The sequence below is a fragment of the Sedimentitalea arenosa genome (assembly GCF_016428585.1).
GTDB lineage: Bacteria > Pseudomonadota > Alphaproteobacteria > Rhodobacterales > Rhodobacteraceae > Sedimentitalea > Sedimentitalea arenosa.
The window spans coordinates 170382-186544 of sequence record NZ_JAELVR010000007.1 but is presented as its reverse complement, the minus strand read 5'-3'; the positions used below and the strand labels follow the sequence as shown (position 1 = coordinate 186544).

Below are 16163 nucleotides of genomic sequence, written 5' to 3'. Positions count from 1 at the left end.
TCCCAGGAGTCAGGGCAGCGCCACCAGCTCGACGATGGTGGCGGTCACGTCGTCGTTCAACTTGCCTTCGCCCTGTGCCTCGAAACTCAGCGCGATGCGGTGGCGGAAGACGTCGGGCGCGATGGCGCGTACGTCCTGCGGATCGACGTAATCGCGCCCCGCCATCCACGCATGTGCGCGACTGCATTTGTCCAGCGCCAGCGAGGCGCGGGGACTGGCCCCGACGGCGATCCAGCGCGCCAGTTCGTCGCTCAGGGCGGCGGGGGTGCGGGTGGCCTGCACGAGATCCGCCATGTAGCGGTCCATCGCATCCGACACGTGCACCTGACCGATCTCGGCACGTGCCTCGAACACCGCCCGCTGCGGGATCGCTTCGGGTTTTTCCTTCGCGGGGGCTGTGCCGTCCTCGGCCTGCGCCGCCTGCGCCGCGATCTCCTCGCCACGCACCAAGCGGATCACCTCGACCTCGTCCTCGACCGGCGGATAGGTGATGTTCACATGCATCAGGAACCGGTCCATCTGCGCCTCGGGCAGCGGATAGGTGCCTTCCTGTTCGATCGGGTTCTGCGTCGCCATCACGATGAAGAGCGGCTCCATCTTGTGCGTGGTGCCAGCCACAGTGACCTGACGCTCCTCCATCGCCTCGAGCAGCGCCGCTTGCACCTTGGCGGGGGCGCGGTTGATCTCGTCCGCCAGCACGATGTTGGCGAAGATCGGCCCGGGATCGAAGCGGAACTCGGCCTCGCCGCCCGATTGGTGGTAGACCTCGGTGCCGGTCACGTCCGACGGCAGCAGGTCGGGCGTGAACTGGATGCGGCTGAACCTGGCGTCGAGATTTTTGGCCATCGCCTTGATCGCCCGGGTCTTGGCCAAACCGGGCAGACCTTCGACCAAGAGGTTGCCGTTCGCGAGCAACCCGATCACAAGACGGTCGATCACGTCTGTCTGTCCGATGATCGACTGCGACATGCGCGCTTTCAGATCAAGAATTTCGTCATGCGCGGACATCGGCGGCTCCCCTTCTCGTGGCCATACAACGTCAATCTAACGCCTGTTCGGCGCGAGGCAACCGGAGGTTTGAACCGATCTGAAGGAGCGGTTGGCCGCCGCGCAAGACCGCGACGGCCCGGCGTTCAATACAGCGCCACCGGGTTGATGATCATCTGCACCGTGCCGCGAATCCGCGCCTGTCCCAGCACGAACATGAACTCGTTCACGCCCTCGCGCAGGACCGGCCCGGTGTTCATCGTTTCGAGGATATAGATCCCGTTCTCCTTGAGCAGCACAACGTGACCGTAATAGGCCCCGTCCCCAGGCGCCGGCGGAATCGGCTCGATGCCCCAAGTGTCGGCGCCCACTGCCATCACGTCCAGCGAGGCAAGGTAGCGCGTGCCCTCGACGTTGATTCCCGGCTCGCCCGAGACCCAGGCGGTCGGGTCGCTTTCCAGCATGTTCTCGGTCCACCCGGTGTGAAACAGCACGATGTCGCCCTTGCGCAGCTCCACCCCCTGGGCCTCGGCGGCGGCCTTGATCTCGGCCTCGCCGAAATGGTCCCCGGCGGCCAGGAAATCCTTGCCTGCGTGCTTGGCCATGTCGAGGATCACACCGCGTCCGACCAGCGGCGGAATGTCGTGCACGCCCAGCTTGGTCAGCCCGGTGATCTGCGAGATTTCCTTCTCGTCGCTGCAGTTGTAGTAGTACCCGTTCTCGCCCAGGTGACCCAGCCCGTCGATCTGGCTGCCGATCCCGACCCAGGTCTGCAGGATGTCGTCGTTGTAGTTGCCGGGATAGCCGAACTGCGTCAGCTTCTGTCCGCCCTGCTGGTTGGGCTGCACGACCTGCAGGTTCAGCGACCTTGGTGCAAAGGCTGGCGTTTCGGAATCGATGACGATTCCCAGCGGCATCGACTTGCCCTGCTTGATCAGCTGTGCGGCGGCCAGCGTGTTCTCTGGCGTGACCAGGTTGGCCGCGCCGATCTGGTCTTCCGCCCCCCACTTGCTTTCCTTGCAGTCTTGCGCGACCGCGCCGGACGCGATCAGCCCGATGGCGCAGGCGAGGCCTGCGATATGTCTTGGTTTCAAAGTAGATCCTCCCAAAATTGCCGCCGCCGGTTGTAAAGAACCAGGGCGCATGGTCGCGAGGGTAGCACAGATTCTTCGTCTGTTAAGCGATCCGAACGGCGCGGGGGCGGCGCTCAGCCCTCCGGGCGCACCGCGTCCGGGTGCGCGACGGCAAAGGCCGGGTGATCTTCACAGGCGGTTCTGACCGCGCTCACACAGGCCAGATCGCCGGTTTCGACTCCCCAGCGGTCGGCGTTGTAGAGTTGCGGCATCAGGCACAGATCGGCCAGCCCCGGCGCTTCGCCACAGCAGAACGGCGCCTGTTCGAACCCCGCCAGCAACTGATCAAAGGCCACAAGGCCGGGCCGGATGAAGCGTTTCATCCAGTCCTCGCGCACCCCGTCGCGCCCGCCGGTCAATTCGACCGCATAGGCCGCGACCGACAGGTTGCAGACCGGGTGGATATCGATGGCGATAGCCTGGGCCAGCGCCTGCGCGCGCGCCCTCTGGCCCGGATCGCTCGGCAGCAGGCCCATATCGCGCGTGCAGTCGAGATAGTCGAGGATCGCCAGCGATTGCGTCAGGCGCAGCCCGTCGATCTCGAGCACCGGGACGAGCCCCTGCGGATTGCGCTGCAAGTGCTCTGCCGCGCGTTGCTCGCCCTTGGTCAGGTCGACCGACACCGCGCGATAGGCGATGCCGGCCAGGTTCAGCGCGATCCGCACCCGATAGGAGGCGGACGAGCGCCAATAGTCGAACAGGACGACCTCAGCCATCGGAATAGGACCGCGCCGTGTCGATCAGTTCGCGCAAGGCGCCGACGTCGCCGATCCGGTTGGCCATCATCAGCACGAGCCGTGCGTTCAGCGCATGGCTTTCGGCCTCGCTCAACCCTGCATGGGCCTGCATCAACGCGTCATAGAAGTCGTCCTGGGCCGGGCTCAGCCGGTCCGCCGCGATCTGTCTCATGCCGTGTCCTCCGTCAATTTCGCTCCGCAGGCCCGCGCCATGGCTTCGCGCACCGCGGCCTCGGTCGGGGTGTCGAAAACGGCACAGACATGGCCGTCAGGGCGGAACAGATAGGCCTTGCCCGCGCCATAGCGACGGATCGCGTGGTTCTGGAGCGCGGTGAAGCAGGGATAGTCGGCGCGATGATTGATGCCGATCCGGCGCAATCCCACCACCTCCGGCAGAACCACGTCGCCGAACCCGACCAAGGTGAACTCGCCCTGCACTTCGCGCAGCAGCCAGGTGTCTCCCGCCTCGCTCGACAGTGGGGCGTCGACCAGCGCCGTGCCCGGTGCGATCTGTGCCGCACCCGGCGTCTGCAGCGCCATTCCTTCCAGCGAACAGGGTACCGACAGGCGGCCCGAGTTCAATAGTTTCTGCGCAAACGGCTGGTCCTGCGCGAGTTTCAGCGCCTCGGCCCGGAACAGCGCCTCGATCGGGGATTTCGGCGTCATGAAATTGGTCGAGCGGGTCGAGTTCAGGATGTTCTCAGCCGACCCGTGGCTGCGCTCCTCGTGATAGGTCTCGATCAGCCGCGCGTCGGCCTCGCCGTTCAGGACGGCGGCCAGTTTCCAACCCAGGTTGTCCACGTCCTGGATGCCGCCATTTCCACCGCGCGCGCCGAACGGGCTGACCACATGAGCGCTGTCACCGACGAAGACCACCCGTCCATGCACGAAGCGGTCGAGCTTGATGCAGCGGAACTTGTAGACGCTCACCCAGTCGAGCTTGAACGGCTTGTCGCCGACGACGGCCTTGATGCGGGGGATCACCCTGTCCTCGGCCGCTTCGGCCTTGCCGTCGGCATCCACGTCCAGCTGCAGGTCGATGCGATAAATGTTGTCCGGTTGCATGTGCAGCAACGCCGACTTGCCGGGATGGAACGGCGGATCGAACCAGAACCAGCGCTCCGGTACATCGGCATCGCCGAAGGGGCTCTGCTCCATCTCGATGTCGGCGATCAGGAACTGTTCCTGGAAGGTCTGGCCCGTGAAGTCGAGGCCCATTCTTTCCCGCGTCGCGGAACCGGCCCCGTCGCAGGCGATCAGGTATTCGGTTTCGAGTTTGTAGGAACCGGACGGCGTTTCGATTTCGACTTGGACACAACCGTCGAGATCGGTGTGACCGACCACCTTGTTCCTGAAACGCAGGTCGATCAATTCAGGGAAGTCGCGCGCCCGCTCGACCAGGTATTCCTCGACGTAGTACTGCTGAAGATTGATGAAGGCAGGATACTTGTGGCCGTCCTCGGGCAGCAGGTCGAAACTGAAAACCTCCCGATGTCCATGGAAGTTTCGCCCGACTTTCCAGGTCACGCCCTTGGCCAGCATCCGCTCGCCAACGCCGAGCCGGTCGAAGATCTCCATCGTGCGCTTGGACCAGCAAATCGCGCGGGACCCCATGGAGACGACGTTGTTGTCGTCCAGAACCACCGATTTCACACCGCGCAAGGCAAGGTCGATCGCCATCGCCAACCCGACCGGGCCTGCGCCCACGATCACCACCGCGTGGCGCGGCTCGGTTTCCGTCAGCCCGGGCGGGTCCGTGTAGGGGAAAGGGGTGTAGTCATAGGCCATCGGTTTCCTCCATTCCGCAGTCAGATCGACAGGTCCATACTGCCCTCACGCGCGCCGCATTGATCTGACTTCGATCATGTTTTCGGCTCTGCGGTACCGGTTTAGTTGCGCCAATCCGGCCAGCAGCCGATCGCAGCTCTCTGCTTCGATCTGTCCTTGTCCTTGATGCAGACATAGGCTGCGTCAATCCTCTCCATGATCCTGCCGTCCTTCCGGTGCCGAACCACGTCCTTCGGATCGACCAAGGCGATGATATCGTTGCATTGACTCGCTGTGTGCGTCCCGATCTCGGTCCGGTCGAACTCGTCCGCATCGAGGTCCGTCGGTACCTTTGCAAAAAGTCCGGCAAGCGCGCCATGGTCGGGCGGACACGAAACGTCCGTCGGCAGGACATGGACGCCGGGTTCGGTGAACAGCGTTGTGACACCGGCGAAATCCCGGCCGTTCCATGCGCGTAGACAATCCGCGAACACGGCCTCGATTTCGGACTGAACCGTCACCCTTGCAGTGCCTCCCACATCTCCAGATCGCGCTGCGCGGTCCAGATGCGGGGCGTGTCGATCCCGCGTGCCTCGTCATAGGCGCGGGCGACGTTGAACGGCAGGCAGTGCTCGTAGATGGCATAGTCGGCGAATTTCGGATCGCATTCGGCACGTACCGCGTCCCAGGCCTCCTTCAACGTGCCGCCGCGTGCCGCGACACGCGCCGCCGGACGATAGGTGCTGTCGATGAAATCGCGCGTGTTCTCGATTGCTTCGTTGACCCGTTCGGGACCGACAAGCGCGTCGCCGCGTCCCGGCGCGATCGCATCGACGTCGAACCATTTGATCGCGTCCAGCGTGTCGCCCCAGTCCGAGAAATGGCCGTCACCGCAATAGCAGGCGGAGTGGTCCTCGACGATATCGCCGGTGAACATCACGTTCTGGTCCGGGACGTGGATCACGATGTCGCCGGCCGTATGCGCGCGGCCCAGGTGCATCAGGTCGATGCGGCGGTTGCCGAGGTAGATCGTCATGCTGTCGTTGAAGGTGGTGGTGGGCCAGGTCAGGCCGGGAATGCTCTCGTGTCCCTCGAAAAGGCGCGGGAATCGCTGGAACTCGCTGTCCCAATCCTCCTGCCCGCGTTCGACCACCATGGCGCGGGCCATGTCCGACATCACGATCTGGTCCGCGTTGAACGCGCTGGCGCCCAGGACACGAACCGCGTGGTAATGGGTCAGAACCACGTGGCTGATCGGCTTGTCGGTAACCTCGCGAACCTTTTCGATCACCTTGTTGGCCAGCCTCGGGGTGGCTTGTGCTTCCACGATCATCACGCTGTCGTCGCCGATGATCACGCCGGAATTGGGGTCGCCCTCGGCGGTGAACGCCCAGATCCCCTCACCGACCTGGCTGAAGGTGATTGCCTTTTCGGTCATGTCCCCCTGGGACGCAAATGCCTTGGCCATTGTTGTGTCTGTCCTTGTATTGGGCGCGCCGGTGGCGTGTGCGGGAGCCTCCGGCGGGAGTATTTCAGCAAAGATGAAGCAGAAAGATCATCTTGAAAAGGGATCGGGCAGGGCCGGAAGGATGGTGCCGGTGCAGGTGCCGAACCCGATGCAGAAGCCATCGCCGCGGGCGACGCCCGAGAGCGTCACGGTGTCGCCGTCCTCCAGGAAGGTGCGGCTCTGACCGTCGGCCAGGGGGATCGGTTCCTTGCCGCCCCAGGTGAGTTCCTGCAAGGAGCCGAGCTGGTGTTTTTCCGGTCCCGAGATCGTGCCCGATCCAAGCAGGTCGCCCGGGCTCATCGCGCAGCCCGAGGAGGCGTGGTGCGCCAGTTGCTGGGCGGCGGAGTAGTACATCTGGTCGTAGTTGGTTTCGCAGATCACTGTCGCGCTGCCATTCTCGGGTGCGAGGCTTACGCTGAGGTCGATGTCATAGAGCATCGGGCCGGGTTCCTGCAGATAGGGCAGAAGCTCTCTTTCACGCGGCGGCGTATCGGTGCGGAAGGGTTCCAGCGCGGCGCGGGTCACGATCCACGGGCTGATCGACGTGGCGAAGGCCTTGGCCTGGAACGGGCCGAGAGGCTGGTATTCCCAGGGCTGGATGTCGCGCGCGGACCAGTCGTTGAGCAACACGTAGCCGAAGATCATCGCGTCGGCTTCGGCCACCGTCACCGGATGCCCCATCTCGGAGCCGGTGCCGACGATCGCGCCCATCTCCAGTTCGATGTCGAGGCGCCGGGACGGACCGAACGTGGGTGCGTCGGCGTCGGGTGCCTTGGACTGTCCGTGCGGGCGGCGGATCGGTGTGCCGCTGACCACGACAGTGCTGGCGCGCCCATTGTAACCGATCGGGATGTGCAGCCAGTTGGGCGGCAGCGCGTTGTCCTTGCCGCGGAACATGGTGCCGATATTGGTCGCGTGGTTCTTGCTGGCGTAGAAATCGGTAAACTCACTGACCATGAAGGGCATGTGCATTTCGCTTCCGTCCATCGGTACCAGAAGGGGCTCGACGCGGTCGCGCTCGGGCGCATCTTGCGCCAACAGTGCGGTCAGGCGGTTGCGCAGCGCGGCCCAGACCGCCGGGCCTTCTTCCATCAGGTCGTTCCAGAATGGCAACTCGAACAGCGCCGTATCGCCGAGATCGATCACTCCGTTCTGTTCCGCGGCGCGCATGTCGAGGATCATGTCGCCGATCGCCACCCCGCAGCGCGGATCGTCGTCGCCGCGCGAAAAGACGCCGTACGCGAGATTGTTCAGGGGAAACGGGTGGTCGGCCGCGTTGGCGGAAGCGACCCAGCTGGGTTTGAGTGTCACGTCTCGTCCTTTCGGTGGGCCTTGACCGTTGGGCAGGTGGGCGGTCTGCACCGCCACACTGCCGCGGGAATGGCCTGTCATTTCTTGCCTGGCGTTCCGTCGAACTTCTTCTCGATATCGTCCCAGCAGTCGATGTAGTCGTCCTGCAGAGGTGCCTCGGTGGCGGCGAAGGCCGTCAGGTGCTGCGGGAACCGGGTCTCGAACATGAAGGACATCGTGTTGTCCAGCTTGTCGGGGCCGAGATTGGCATTGGAGGCCTTTTCGAATGCCTCCTTGTCCGGGCCATGCGGGATCATCATGTTGTGGAGACTTATGCCGCCCGGCACGAAACCTTGGGGTTTCGCATCGTACTGCCCATAGATGTTGCCCATCAGTTCGGACATGATGTTCTTGTGATACCAGGGTGGGCGGAACGTGTCTTCCATCACCATCCAGCGTTCGCGGAACAGGACGAAATCGATATTCGCGGTGCCCGGTACGCCACTGGGAGCCGTCAGCACGGTGAAGATCGACGGATCGGGGTGATCGAACAGGATGGCGCCGATCGGGCAGTAGTTGCGCAGATCATATTTCACCGGGGCGTAGTTGCCATGCCAGGCGACCACGTCGAGCGGGCTGTGGCCGATGCTGGTTTCGTGGAACTGGCCGCACCACTTGATCGTCACGGTACTGGGGGTCTTGCGGTCCTCGAAGGCGGCGACCGGGGTCTTGAAATCGCGCCGGTTGGCCATGCAGTTGGCGCCGATCGGGCCGCGGCCGGGAAGTTCGAATTTCTGACCATAGTTCTCGCAGACGAACCCGCGGCACGGGCCCTCGACCACTTCGACCCGGTAGAGCAGGCCGCGCGGGAGGATGGCGATTTCCCTCGGCTCGAGATCGATGATGCCGAGCTCGGTGCAGAACCGAAGCTGGCCGTCCTGAGGCACCACCAGCAACTCGCTGTCGGCCGAGTAGAAATAGGCGTCCTGCATCGACTCGGTCACGAGGTAGACGTGGGTCGCCATCCCGACCTGGGTGTTGACATCGCCCGCCGTTGTCATCGTGCGCATGCCCGTCAGCCAGGTCAGCGGCTCTTGCGAGTGGGGCACCGGATCCCAGCGATACTGGCCGAGCGAGATGATGTCCGGGTCGACATTGGGAGCGGACTTCCAATAGGGCAGGTCGATCTTTGTGTAGCGCGCCGAGTGTTTCACCGACGGACGAATGCGATAGCACCAGGTGCGTTCGTTCTGGTGCTGCGGTGCTGTGAAGGCGGTGCCGCTGAGCTGTTCGCCGTATAGTCCGTAGTTGCACTTCTGCGGGCTGTTCATGCCTTGCGGCAGGGCTCCGGGCAGCGCCTCGGTTTCGAAATCGTTGCCGAACCCAGGCATGTAACCTTCGGTGGTGCCGGTCGGGGTTGCGGCCTGAACCATGTGATCCGGCGCGGTCGGGCGATTCATCGCGGTGTCCTCCGTTTGCTGATTGCACAGGTAGTAGTTGATTCTGTAACTAACAACGCAAAAGGGGAATGGAATGGTAGAAAATGATGAGTTCGATTTGCAGGATTTCCTGCCCTACCTGCTGAACCAGGCCGCCGAAGAAAGCTCGCTGGCGTTTCAGAAGATATACAAGGACCGCTATGGCATGCTGCGAACCGATTGGCGCGTGCTGTTTCATCTCGGGATTTATGGCGAGATGACGGCCAAGGAGATCGGTCTCCGCGCCAGCATTCACAAGACCAAGATCAGCCGTTCGGTTCAGAGGTTGGCCGAGAAGCGCTTTCTCCAACGAACGCGGGATGCGGCGGATCGACGGTCTGAAAAGCTGGTTCTGACGGCTGCGGGCGAAGCCGCTTACCGCGACTTGCGCTCGGTGGCCCAAGAGTACGACGCCCAGCTCTTGGCCTCGTTCTCGGAGGAGGATGCGGTTGCGTTGCGTCGGATGCTTCGACGGCTTGCCAAGCGAGCTTGAGCCGGGTGCGCCGGAACCAGTCGCAGCGAGTCCGGCAACAAAGCGAGACACGCGAGGTCCGGCTTGTTCCTGAAGCTGTCCGCCGGGACAGGCGGGCTCAGAACTCGACCGCGATGCCCGGCAGTTTCAGCGCCTTCATCATGTCGCGCAGTTCCTGACGCGCCGCGATGTTGGAAATGTTGAGCTGCTTGACCCCGATATCCTTGAGATCGAGCAATGTCAGGCCGCGAGGAAACAGTTCACGGAAGATGACCCGTTCGCTGAAGCCGGGCGCGACGTGAAAGCCGATGCGGTTGGAGAGCAGGTCGATGGCGCGTTCCATCTTTTCCTTGTTCACCATGCGTTGGGTGCCCATCCGGTTGCGCATCACCATCCAGTTGATCGGCTTGAGACCGGCTTGCGCGCGCAGTTGGCGGGCATTCCAGACCATTTCCGAATAGACCGACGGCGCGAGGATCTTCTCGGCCCGGTCATCGATGCGGGCGAGCAGGTCGAAATCCACAAAACTGTCGTTCAGCGGCGTGATCAGCGTGTCGGCCAGCGAATGCGCCACCTGGCTGAGCCGCGTGTGGGAGCCCGGGCAGTCGATCACGATGAAATCGCTGTCAGGTTCCAGTTCGGCCACCGCGGCTGAAAGGCGGCGGTCATAGATATTTTCGCCCGGCTGCAAGGTATCCGGATCGATCTCGGGCAGTTCATGGCCGGTCGGACCAGCCAGCACGATGCCTGTCTTCTCGATGAAATTGCGGCGATTCTCGATGTATCGCCCCATGGTGCGCTGCCGCAGGTCCAGATCGAGCGCGCTGACCTTGTGGCCCATCCGCGACAACGCGGTCGCCACGTGCATAGACACGGTCGACTTGCCGGCCCCGCCTTTTTCGTTTCCAACGACAATGATATGCGCCATGCCCATTCCCTCCGTCCAGCCGCTTTGCCGCGCCCGTGGTTGGCTGATCTATATGGTCTAGCCTGAGAGAATGAAAGAAATGTGGACAGTTAAAATGCGCGTGATTTCCCGCCCGTCCGAGGCGAAGGCAGAACGAAAAAGGCCGCCCGGGCGGGCGGCCTCTGTCCGTGTCGAACGCCTTGGGATCAGAAGCCCAGGCCCTCGTATTTCTTCTTGAACTTGGAGACGCGGCCACCTGTATCCATCAGGCGCGAGGTGCCGCCGGTCCAGGCCGGGTGCACGCTGGGGTCGATGTCCAGCGACAGTGTTTCGCCTTCCTTGCCCCAGGTGGATTTCATCTGCACCACGGTGCCGTCGGTCATCTTGACGTCGATGAGGTGATAATCGGGATGAGTGTCTTTTTTCATCGGTCCGGTCCTTACGCCTGCGCGCCCGACAGGGGCTTGTAGTTTGCATCCTCTGCGATCCGGGCGGACTTGCCGCGACGCGAGCGCAGGTAATACAGCTTGGCCCGGCGGACACGGCCGCGGCGGACGACGGTAATGCTTTCGATGTTGGTCGAGTGCAGCGGGAACACGCGCTCGACGCCTTCGCCAAAGGAGATCTTGCGCACGGTGAACGAACCGGCGATGCCGCTGCCGTTCTTGCGGCTGATGCAGACGCCTTCATAGTTCTGAACGCGGGTGCGCGTGCCCTCGGTCACCTTGTAACCGACACGCACGGTGTCTCCGGCTTTGAAATCGGGGATATCCTTCCCCAGGGCGGCGATCTGTTCCGCCTCCAATTGTGCGATCAGGTCCATCGCATCTACTCCTGATTTGCTCGTGGTTCTGTCCACGAAGATTTGCGCGGTCTCAGAGCTCTTGGTCTTCACCGGGTCCGCTTGTTGCGCCCGCCAGAGTTTCAGATCGACATTCCTTTGGCCCGGAAAACGCGATCCACCGTCATCGAAGAAGATGCGACGTGATCCGATCGCGATACCCGAAAGACCGGAGACGCTGACGCGAATCCGAACCTGCGCTGCGTATAGGCAAGTGCCGCGCCGGTATCAAGAGCGCAATGCGCCTAGCTGGTCAGCTTGCCGCCGGGCAGAACTGCCGCATCCACGACGGTCAGGATGGTCCGCCCCCGGTCCTGCAGACCGGACGCCCGGCAAACGGCTTCGGAAGGCGCATTGCCGGGCTGAACACCGGTCATGAAGCTGGCAAATCCGAACCTCTGATGCATCTGTTGCATCGCCAGCGCGCCCAGGATCAAGGCCAGCTTCTGTCCGCGCCTGTCCGGATCGGTGGCCAGCATGCCCCACCAGCACTGATCACCGCGTTTTGGATCGTCGTCCCGCGCAAACGCCGCAGCGGCTGCGCAGCAGACAGCGCGCCCGTTCGCGTCCAGCGCCACCAGTCCAACGCCCGGCCGGGTCTGCCCGCGCAGCATCGATCCGGCGATCGGCAGGACCCCGCAGGAGAGGGCGACCCCTGCAAGGGCGGCAAGGTCTGTTTCCGCTGCATCGGCGTCGAGGGTCACGACGCGGATATCTTCTGGCAGGGCATGGTTGGATAGGATCCGTCGGGCCGCTTTCAGGGCGTCATCGTCGCCCTCCCAGGCGTCATAACGTGTGCCCGAATAGCCGCGCGCGTCCAGTTGGAGGCGCAGGGCGCTGGCCTCCTGCCGTGTCAGATCGGAATAGGTGCTGCTGCCCTGTATCGCAATCAATCGCTCCAGCGTGTCGAGACTGCCCGGCTCCGGACGCAACAAGCCGACAGTTCGGCCGTAGTAGGACATGTTTGGCGCGTCGTTCAGCAGATCATGGAGCGCACGACCCCGGCGCAGCAGGCCCTGTTGTGCATCGGTCCCAAAGAAGCTGTCGTCAAACATGAGGTCGGGCCTTTCGCGCTGCGTGATCGAAAGGACAGAGCACCATCCCGCCTCAGGTGTCTTTCTTTTCCTGAAATCCGGACCACAGGTCCGGGCGTCGCGTGCGGGTGATCTCTTCGGACTGCATCTGCCGCCAGTCGCGGATGCGACCGTGATGGCCTGACATCAGCACCTCGGGGATGTCGTGGCCCTGCCAGGTTGCGGGGCGGGTGTATTGGGGGTGCTCCAACAGGCCGCCGGAGAAGCTTTCCTCGACCGTGGAGTCGGCATTGCCGAGCACGTCGGGGAGCAAGCGGACAGTGGCGTCTATCAGGGCTTGAGCGGCGATCTCACCACCAGTCAGGACAAAATCGCCAAGGCTGACTTCCTGCACGTTGTAGTGGTCCAGCACGCGCTGATCGACGCCTTCGAACCGGCCGCAGAGCAGAGTCACCCCATCTGCGCGGGCGAGCTTCTGCATCAATGCCTGGGTCATCGGCTTGCCGCGCGGAGACAGGTAGATCAGCGGCCAGTTCGGCCCCGTCCCGGCCTGTGCGGATTCAATCGCTGGCCCGACGACATCGGCGCGCAAGACCATGCCTGCGCCGCCCCCGGCGGGCGTATCGTCGACGTTGCGGTGCTTGCCGATGCCAAAGTCGCGGAGATCGATCGTTTCCAGTTTCCAGAGGCCATCCTGCAAGGCCTTGCCCGTCAGGCTCTCGCCCAGAACACCGGGAAACGCGTTTGGAAACAGGGTAATGATGCGGGCAGCCCATACCCCTTTGAGATCGGGAATGGGTGTCATCAACTCGCGCGGTTTCAGCGAAGGACGGATTGTCTTTCTGCCCAGCGAGCGCTGTGAATTGCCGTGTTTTCCGCCTGTATCGGACATGGCCGCGTCTTACGTCATCGGCGCGGCCATGCAAATGGGATTGTTCTGCTTCCCGCGCAGAAGCGCGGGATCAGGCGATCGCGAAGACCCCGAGCAGCATCAGCAGGAACAGTATCAAGGCGACCACGATCAGGATCTTTGCGCCCGACAATGCGACGCCAGAGAGACGGCCGAAGCCCAGCATGGCGGCGATTGCCGCGACGACCAGAAGTATCAGAATCCATTCAAGCATGGGTCACCTTTCTGTTGGTCCGATGGTCTCATCGGCTGCGAAAAGGTAACGCCGATGGGCGCGAAAGGTTCCCGTCAGGCCGGAAACATGTTCTCGGGCGGGTCGGCCACGATGCGGCCCGCGGCCAGATCGACCGTCGGGACGATGGCGCGGGTGAACGGCAGAAGAACCGTGTCGCTCGCACCCGGCGCGAGGATTTCGAGAAGGTCGCCGGCGCCGTGGTTCAGCACCGAGCGGACTTCGCCCAGAAGTGTGCCGCCGGTGTCGTGCACCGGCAGGCCGATCAGGTCGGCGTGGTAGTATTCGTCATCCGGCAGCATCGGCAGTTGCGCCCGCTGCGCGTAGAGCCGCACGCCCTTGAGGGCATCGGCCTGTTCCTTGGTGTCGATGCCGCCGAGCCGCGCGGTGAAGCCGTTCTGAATCGATCCGATCAGGGCGACGGAAAAGCTGCGGTTGCCGTCCTCGGTCACCAGCGGCGCATAGGTTTCGATGTCCTCTGGCACCGCGCAAAAGCTCTTGAGGCGCACCTCGCCGCGCACGCCGAAGGCGCCCGCGATGGCGCCGACGCAGATCATGTCGTCACCCGGCATCAGGACACCCCCTCCGGTACGCAGAGCGAATCGACGATGCGTCCGCCATTGGCTTCGCAGCGCTCGAGATGGCCGTTGCGCTCATAGAACACCCCCGCGAGAAACGCGAAGACGAGCAGGATGAGTGTGCGGAAAGGTCTGAACATGCGGCGTCAACCGGGCTGGCTCGGACGCGGCCCCGGCATGGGGCCGCGCGATTTTCACAAGGCGCATCAAGCGCTTATTCCGCGCTCTCGGCTTCGGGGGCCTCGGCCGGTGCGGCGGCTGCCGCGGCCTTCTCGGCCTTCTCCTCGGCGCGGGCTTTCGCCTTGTCGCCGGGGGTGCCCTTCTTGGGATTGTTGCGCTCGGTCTTCTCGCGGACGCCGGCGGCTTCGAGCATGCGGGCGATGCGGTCGGTGGGCTGGGCGCCCTGGCCGAGCCAGTACTGCACGCGCTCGATGTCCATCTTCACCCGGTCCTCGCTGTCCTTGGGCAGCAGAGGGTTGTAGGTGCCGAGCTTCTCGATGAAGCGGCCGTCGCGCGGCATCCGGCTGTCGGCGGCGACGATGCGGTAGAAGGGGCGTTTCTTGGACCCGCCGCGGGCGAGACGAATTTTCATGGCCATTGGTGTTCTCCTTTGAATGGCTGGTGCGCCGGGTGGCGCATGGTCCTGTTAAGATTGATGTTTCTCGTGGTGGTGGATGACTTCCTGAATGATGAAATTCAGGAACGCCTTGGCGAATTCAGGGTCCAGGTCGGCCTGTTTCGCCAGGTCTTCGAGCCGTGCGATCTGGGCCGCCTCGCGGGTCGGATCGGACGGGGGAAGGTCGTGTTCGGCTTTGAGCTTGCCAACGGCCTGGGTGTGCTTGAACCGCTCGCCCAGGGTATAGACGAGGATCGCGTCGAGCCGGTCGATGCTGGCGCGGTGGTCCTTGAGAAGCGTCGCGGCGCGGGAAACGGGATCAGACACGGGGTTCTCCTTGGGGCATCGGCGCGGGGCGAAACGGCCCTGTGCCAGGCGTGCATATCGCGTGCAGACAGCGTGCATACGCGGCGTCGGCACGGGGCGGGGCGCGGAAACGGTCAGTCAAGGGCCCAGCCTTTCGGTTTGAACAGCGGATCGGCGTAGTGGCCGATCTCCATCTCGATCCCGTGCGCCAGCTGGGTGCCGGAAAGCTGTGCCGGAGTCGGGTGGCGATAGACCGCGTCATTGCCATCGATGCTGGGCGCGTCATGGTCCTTCTTCGCACCCAGCCGCTCGGCCAGGCGGATGCTGTCGAGATTCTTGGGGTCGATATAGCTGACCGCGGTCTGCCAGCCGCAGTGGCGATAGAAATGGTCCCGCGCCGCGTGCGTCGCCTCGAGCGCGATGCCGTTGCCGGCGGCGGAGGGCCAGATCACCCAGGCGATCTCGGCCTCGGGCCATTTCGCCGGTTTCCAGCCGCCGGCCATGCCATAGGTCTCGTCGGTCTGCCGGTCGTGGATCATCCACATGCCGAACCCGCGGATCGCCCAATGGCCGATCTCGGCCGCATAGAGCATCCAGCTTTCATAGGCGTTCAGCGGGCCGCCCATGAAGCGGGCGCGGTAGCTGGTGAAGGTGGCCTTGAAATCGGGGTAATCCTCGGGCTCGGGCCCGCGCAGGACCAGCCGCCGGGTTTTCAGAACCGGGATCGAGAGCGCGGTCATGCGTAGGCCTCCATGCCGCCATCGGCCAGCGAGTCGGGCGCGGGGTGGCGATAGACGACACAGGGCGTGTCGCCCGGATAGGCGGCGGCGGGGTCGGGCCGTGCGCCGAGCCGCTCGGCCAGCGCGATCGACCGGGTGTTGTCCGGCGCGATGTAGCTGACGGCGCTGTCCCATTCCAGCACGTCATAGGCGAAGCCGCGGGTGGCGGTGGCGGCCTCGAAGGCATAGCCCTTGCCCTCGGCGTCGGGCTGCCAGAGCGACCAGCCGATCTCGGGTTCGGGCCAGCCGGCGGGGAACCACGGGCCGGCCATGCCCAGCGCGGTATCATCGCCGCGCGCGGTGATCGTGAACAGGCCCCAGCCGCGCATCACCCAATGGCCGATGACATGGCCGAAGGAACGCCAGATCTGGCCCTCGTCCAGGTCGCCGGGGCGGATGAAGCGCGACCGCTCGCTCGCCATCATGGCGTTGAAGCCGGGCCAGTCCTGCGCGCCGGGCGCGCGCAGCACCAGCCGGTCGGTCTCCAGCACCGGGGTATCGGCCAGATGCGGTGTCATCGGGGCTGCTCCCGCCGGGACGCGTCAGCGACCCGGCTCGCGCCCGACCGGCCCCCCTTGCGGGGGCAGGG

Annotated in this window: 22 protein-coding genes; 1 reads left to right on the top strand and 21 read right to left on the bottom strand. The window is 64.0% G+C overall.

Annotated features, from left to right (window positions below; genetic code table 11):
* Positions 1 to 9: 9 nt before the first annotated feature.
* From JF290_RS11725 to hmgA, 9 genes are all read right to left on the bottom strand, one after another.
* Positions 10 to 1008 (bottom strand): AAA family ATPase, encoded by a 999-nt coding sequence (locus JF290_RS11725; protein ID WP_199025068.1) that lies wholly within the window; start codon positions 1006 to 1008, stop codon positions 10 to 12.
* A gap of 125 nt (positions 1009 to 1133) precedes the next feature.
* Entirely contained in the window at positions 1134 to 2081 is a 948-nt protein-coding gene (locus JF290_RS11720) for a cyclase family protein (RefSeq protein WP_227361793.1), read from the bottom strand.
* Between the two features lie 113 nt (positions 2082 to 2194).
* Positions 2195 to 2836: a maleylacetoacetate isomerase gene (gene maiA / locus JF290_RS11715; protein ID WP_199025066.1), complete on the bottom strand. Its 642-nt coding sequence runs from the start codon at positions 2834 to 2836 to the stop codon at positions 2195 to 2197.
* On the bottom strand, positions 2829 to 3029 hold the full coding sequence (locus JF290_RS11710; protein WP_199025065.1) for a DUF2783 domain-containing protein: 201 nt from the start codon (positions 3027 to 3029) through the stop codon (positions 2829 to 2831). The genes maiA and JF290_RS11710 overlap by 8 nt, the downstream gene beginning before the upstream one ends.
* Complete coding sequence (locus JF290_RS11705; RefSeq protein WP_199025064.1) at positions 3026 to 4645, bottom strand: FAD-dependent oxidoreductase; 1620 nt, start codon at positions 4643 to 4645, stop codon at positions 3026 to 3028. Before JF290_RS11705 ends, JF290_RS11710 begins: the two co-directional genes overlap by 4 nt.
* A gap of 101 nt (positions 4646 to 4746) precedes the next feature.
* Entirely contained in the window at positions 4747 to 5145 is a 399-nt protein-coding gene (locus JF290_RS11700) for a nuclear transport factor 2 family protein (protein ID WP_199025063.1), read from the bottom strand.
* Complete coding sequence (locus tag JF290_RS11695; RefSeq protein ID WP_199025062.1) at positions 5142 to 6092, bottom strand: MBL fold metallo-hydrolase; 951 nt, start codon at positions 6090 to 6092, stop codon at positions 5142 to 5144. Before JF290_RS11695 ends, JF290_RS11700 begins: the two co-directional genes overlap by 4 nt.
* Before the next feature lie 87 nt (positions 6093 to 6179).
* Positions 6180 to 7442 carry a fumarylacetoacetase gene (fahA, locus tag JF290_RS11690; protein WP_199025061.1) on the bottom strand — a complete coding sequence of 421 codons (1263 nt, stop codon included), beginning with the start codon at positions 7440 to 7442 and terminating at the stop codon, positions 6180 to 6182.
* Between the two features lie 77 nt (positions 7443 to 7519).
* Positions 7520 to 8881 (bottom strand): homogentisate 1,2-dioxygenase, encoded by a 1362-nt coding sequence (hmgA, locus tag JF290_RS11685; protein ID WP_199025060.1) that lies wholly within the window; start codon positions 8879 to 8881, stop codon positions 7520 to 7522.
* Positions 8882 to 8954: 73 nt separating this feature from the next.
* On the opposite strand from hmgA, the gene JF290_RS11680 reads away from it, so the two are divergent.
* Positions 8955 to 9392, top strand: a complete 438-nt coding sequence (locus tag JF290_RS11680; RefSeq protein WP_199025059.1) for a MarR family winged helix-turn-helix transcriptional regulator — start codon at positions 8955 to 8957, stop codon at positions 9390 to 9392.
* A gap of 97 nt (positions 9393 to 9489) precedes the next feature.
* Here JF290_RS11680 and JF290_RS11675 read toward each other — a convergent pair whose 3' ends face one another.
* The 12 genes from JF290_RS11675 to JF290_RS11620 all read right to left on the bottom strand — a co-directional run bounded on the left by JF290_RS11675 (position 9490) and on the right by JF290_RS11620 (position 16092).
* Positions 9490 to 10299 carry a division plane positioning ATPase MipZ gene (locus JF290_RS11675; RefSeq protein WP_199025058.1) on the bottom strand — a complete coding sequence of 270 codons (810 nt, stop codon included), beginning with the start codon at positions 10297 to 10299 and terminating at the stop codon, positions 9490 to 9492.
* A 185-nt stretch (positions 10300 to 10484) separates the two neighbouring features.
* Positions 10485 to 10706 carry a 50S ribosomal protein L31 gene (rpmE, locus tag JF290_RS11670; protein ID WP_199025057.1) on the bottom strand — a complete coding sequence of 74 codons (222 nt, stop codon included), beginning with the start codon at positions 10704 to 10706 and terminating at the stop codon, positions 10485 to 10487.
* Positions 10707 to 10717: 11 nt separating this feature from the next.
* Complete coding sequence (gene rplS / locus JF290_RS11665) at positions 10718 to 11101, bottom strand: 50S ribosomal protein L19 (protein ID WP_199025056.1); 384 nt, start codon at positions 11099 to 11101, stop codon at positions 10718 to 10720.
* 263 nt (positions 11102 to 11364) lie between these two features.
* A complete protein-coding gene (locus JF290_RS11660) occupies positions 11365 to 12174 on the bottom strand; it encodes a GNAT family N-acetyltransferase (RefSeq protein WP_199025055.1) in 810 nt (269 codons plus the stop codon).
* A gap of 52 nt (positions 12175 to 12226) precedes the next feature.
* Positions 12227 to 12958, bottom strand: a complete 732-nt coding sequence (gene trmD / locus JF290_RS11655; RefSeq protein ID WP_233155290.1) for a tRNA (guanosine(37)-N1)-methyltransferase TrmD — start codon at positions 12956 to 12958, stop codon at positions 12227 to 12229.
* A 157-nt stretch (positions 12959 to 13115) separates the two neighbouring features.
* Entirely contained in the window at positions 13116 to 13277 is a 162-nt protein-coding gene (locus JF290_RS11650) for a DUF1328 domain-containing protein (protein WP_199025053.1), read from the bottom strand.
* Between the two features lie 74 nt (positions 13278 to 13351).
* Complete coding sequence (rimM, locus tag JF290_RS11645; protein ID WP_199025052.1) at positions 13352 to 13867, bottom strand: ribosome maturation factor RimM; 516 nt, start codon at positions 13865 to 13867, stop codon at positions 13352 to 13354.
* Positions 13867 to 14013, bottom strand: coding sequence for a hypothetical protein (locus JF290_RS11640; RefSeq protein WP_199025051.1), 147 nt, complete (start codon positions 14011 to 14013; stop codon positions 13867 to 13869). The genes rimM and JF290_RS11640 overlap by 1 nt, the downstream gene beginning before the upstream one ends.
* Positions 14014 to 14087: 74 nt before the next feature.
* The gene (rpsP, locus tag JF290_RS11635) at positions 14088 to 14471 is read right to left on the bottom strand and encodes a 30S ribosomal protein S16 (RefSeq protein ID WP_199025050.1); all 384 of its coding nucleotides are present in this window, start codon (positions 14469 to 14471) and stop codon (positions 14088 to 14090) included.
* Between the two features lie 48 nt (positions 14472 to 14519).
* Positions 14520 to 14816 (bottom strand): chorismate mutase, encoded by a 297-nt coding sequence (locus JF290_RS11630; RefSeq protein ID WP_199025049.1) that lies wholly within the window; start codon positions 14814 to 14816, stop codon positions 14520 to 14522.
* 113 nt (positions 14817 to 14929) lie between these two features.
* On the bottom strand, positions 14930 to 15535 hold the full coding sequence (locus JF290_RS11625) for a GNAT family N-acetyltransferase (protein ID WP_199025048.1): 606 nt from the start codon (positions 15533 to 15535) through the stop codon (positions 14930 to 14932).
* Positions 15532 to 16092, bottom strand: coding sequence for a GNAT family N-acetyltransferase (locus tag JF290_RS11620; protein WP_199025047.1), 561 nt, complete (start codon positions 16090 to 16092; stop codon positions 15532 to 15534). The genes JF290_RS11625 and JF290_RS11620 overlap by 4 nt, the downstream gene beginning before the upstream one ends.
* Positions 16093 to 16163 lie beyond the last annotated feature (71 nt).

Excerpts from the sequence above, each read along its gene's own strand:
- JF290_RS11725 (WP_199025068.1), bottom strand. The coding sequence starts at position 1,008 with ATGTCCGCGCATGACGAAATTCTTGATCTGAAAGCGCGCATGTCGCAG.
- maiA (WP_199025066.1), bottom strand. The coding sequence starts at position 2,836 with ATGGCTGAGGTCGTCCTGTTCGACTATTGGCGCTCGTCCGCCTCCTAT.
- JF290_RS11710 (WP_199025065.1), bottom strand. The coding sequence starts at position 3,029 with ATGAGACAGATCGCGGCGGACCGGCTGAGCCCGGCCCAGGACGACTTC.
- JF290_RS11705 (WP_199025064.1), bottom strand. The coding sequence starts at position 4,645 with ATGGCCTATGACTACACCCCTTTCCCCTACACGGACCCGCCCGGGCTG.
- JF290_RS11695 (WP_199025062.1), bottom strand. The coding sequence starts at position 6,092 with ATGGCCAAGGCATTTGCGTCCCAGGGGGACATGACCGAAAAGGCAATC.
- hmgA (WP_199025060.1), bottom strand. The coding sequence starts at position 8,881 with ATGAATCGCCCGACCGCGCCGGATCACATGGTTCAGGCCGCAACCCCG.
- JF290_RS11680 (WP_199025059.1), top strand. The coding sequence starts at position 8,955 with ATGGTAGAAAATGATGAGTTCGATTTGCAGGATTTCCTGCCCTACCTG.
- JF290_RS11675 (WP_199025058.1), bottom strand. The coding sequence starts at position 10,299 with ATGGCGCATATCATTGTCGTTGGAAACGAAAAAGGCGGGGCCGGCAAG.
- rpmE (WP_199025057.1), bottom strand. The coding sequence starts at position 10,706 with ATGAAAAAAGACACTCATCCCGATTATCACCTCATCGACGTCAAGATG.
- rplS (WP_199025056.1), bottom strand. The coding sequence starts at position 11,101 with ATGGACCTGATCGCACAATTGGAGGCGGAACAGATCGCCGCCCTGGGG.
- JF290_RS11660 (WP_199025055.1), bottom strand. The coding sequence starts at position 12,174 with ATGTTTGACGACAGCTTCTTTGGGACCGATGCACAACAGGGCCTGCTG.
- trmD (WP_233155290.1), bottom strand. The coding sequence starts at position 12,958 with ATGACACCCATTCCCGATCTCAAAGGGGTATGGGCTGCCCGCATCATT.
- JF290_RS11650 (WP_199025053.1), bottom strand. The coding sequence starts at position 13,277 with ATGCTTGAATGGATTCTGATACTTCTGGTCGTCGCGGCAATCGCCGCC.
- rimM (WP_199025052.1), bottom strand. The coding sequence starts at position 13,867 with ATGCCGGGTGACGACATGATCTGCGTCGGCGCCATCGCGGGCGCCTTC.
- JF290_RS11640 (WP_199025051.1), bottom strand. The coding sequence starts at position 14,013 with ATGTTCAGACCTTTCCGCACACTCATCCTGCTCGTCTTCGCGTTTCTC.
- rpsP (WP_199025050.1), bottom strand. The coding sequence starts at position 14,471 with ATGGCCATGAAAATTCGTCTCGCCCGCGGCGGGTCCAAGAAACGCCCC.
- JF290_RS11625 (WP_199025048.1), bottom strand. The coding sequence starts at position 15,535 with ATGACCGCGCTCTCGATCCCGGTTCTGAAAACCCGGCGGCTGGTCCTG.
- JF290_RS11620 (WP_199025047.1), bottom strand. The coding sequence starts at position 16,092 with ATGACACCGCATCTGGCCGATACCCCGGTGCTGGAGACCGACCGGCTG.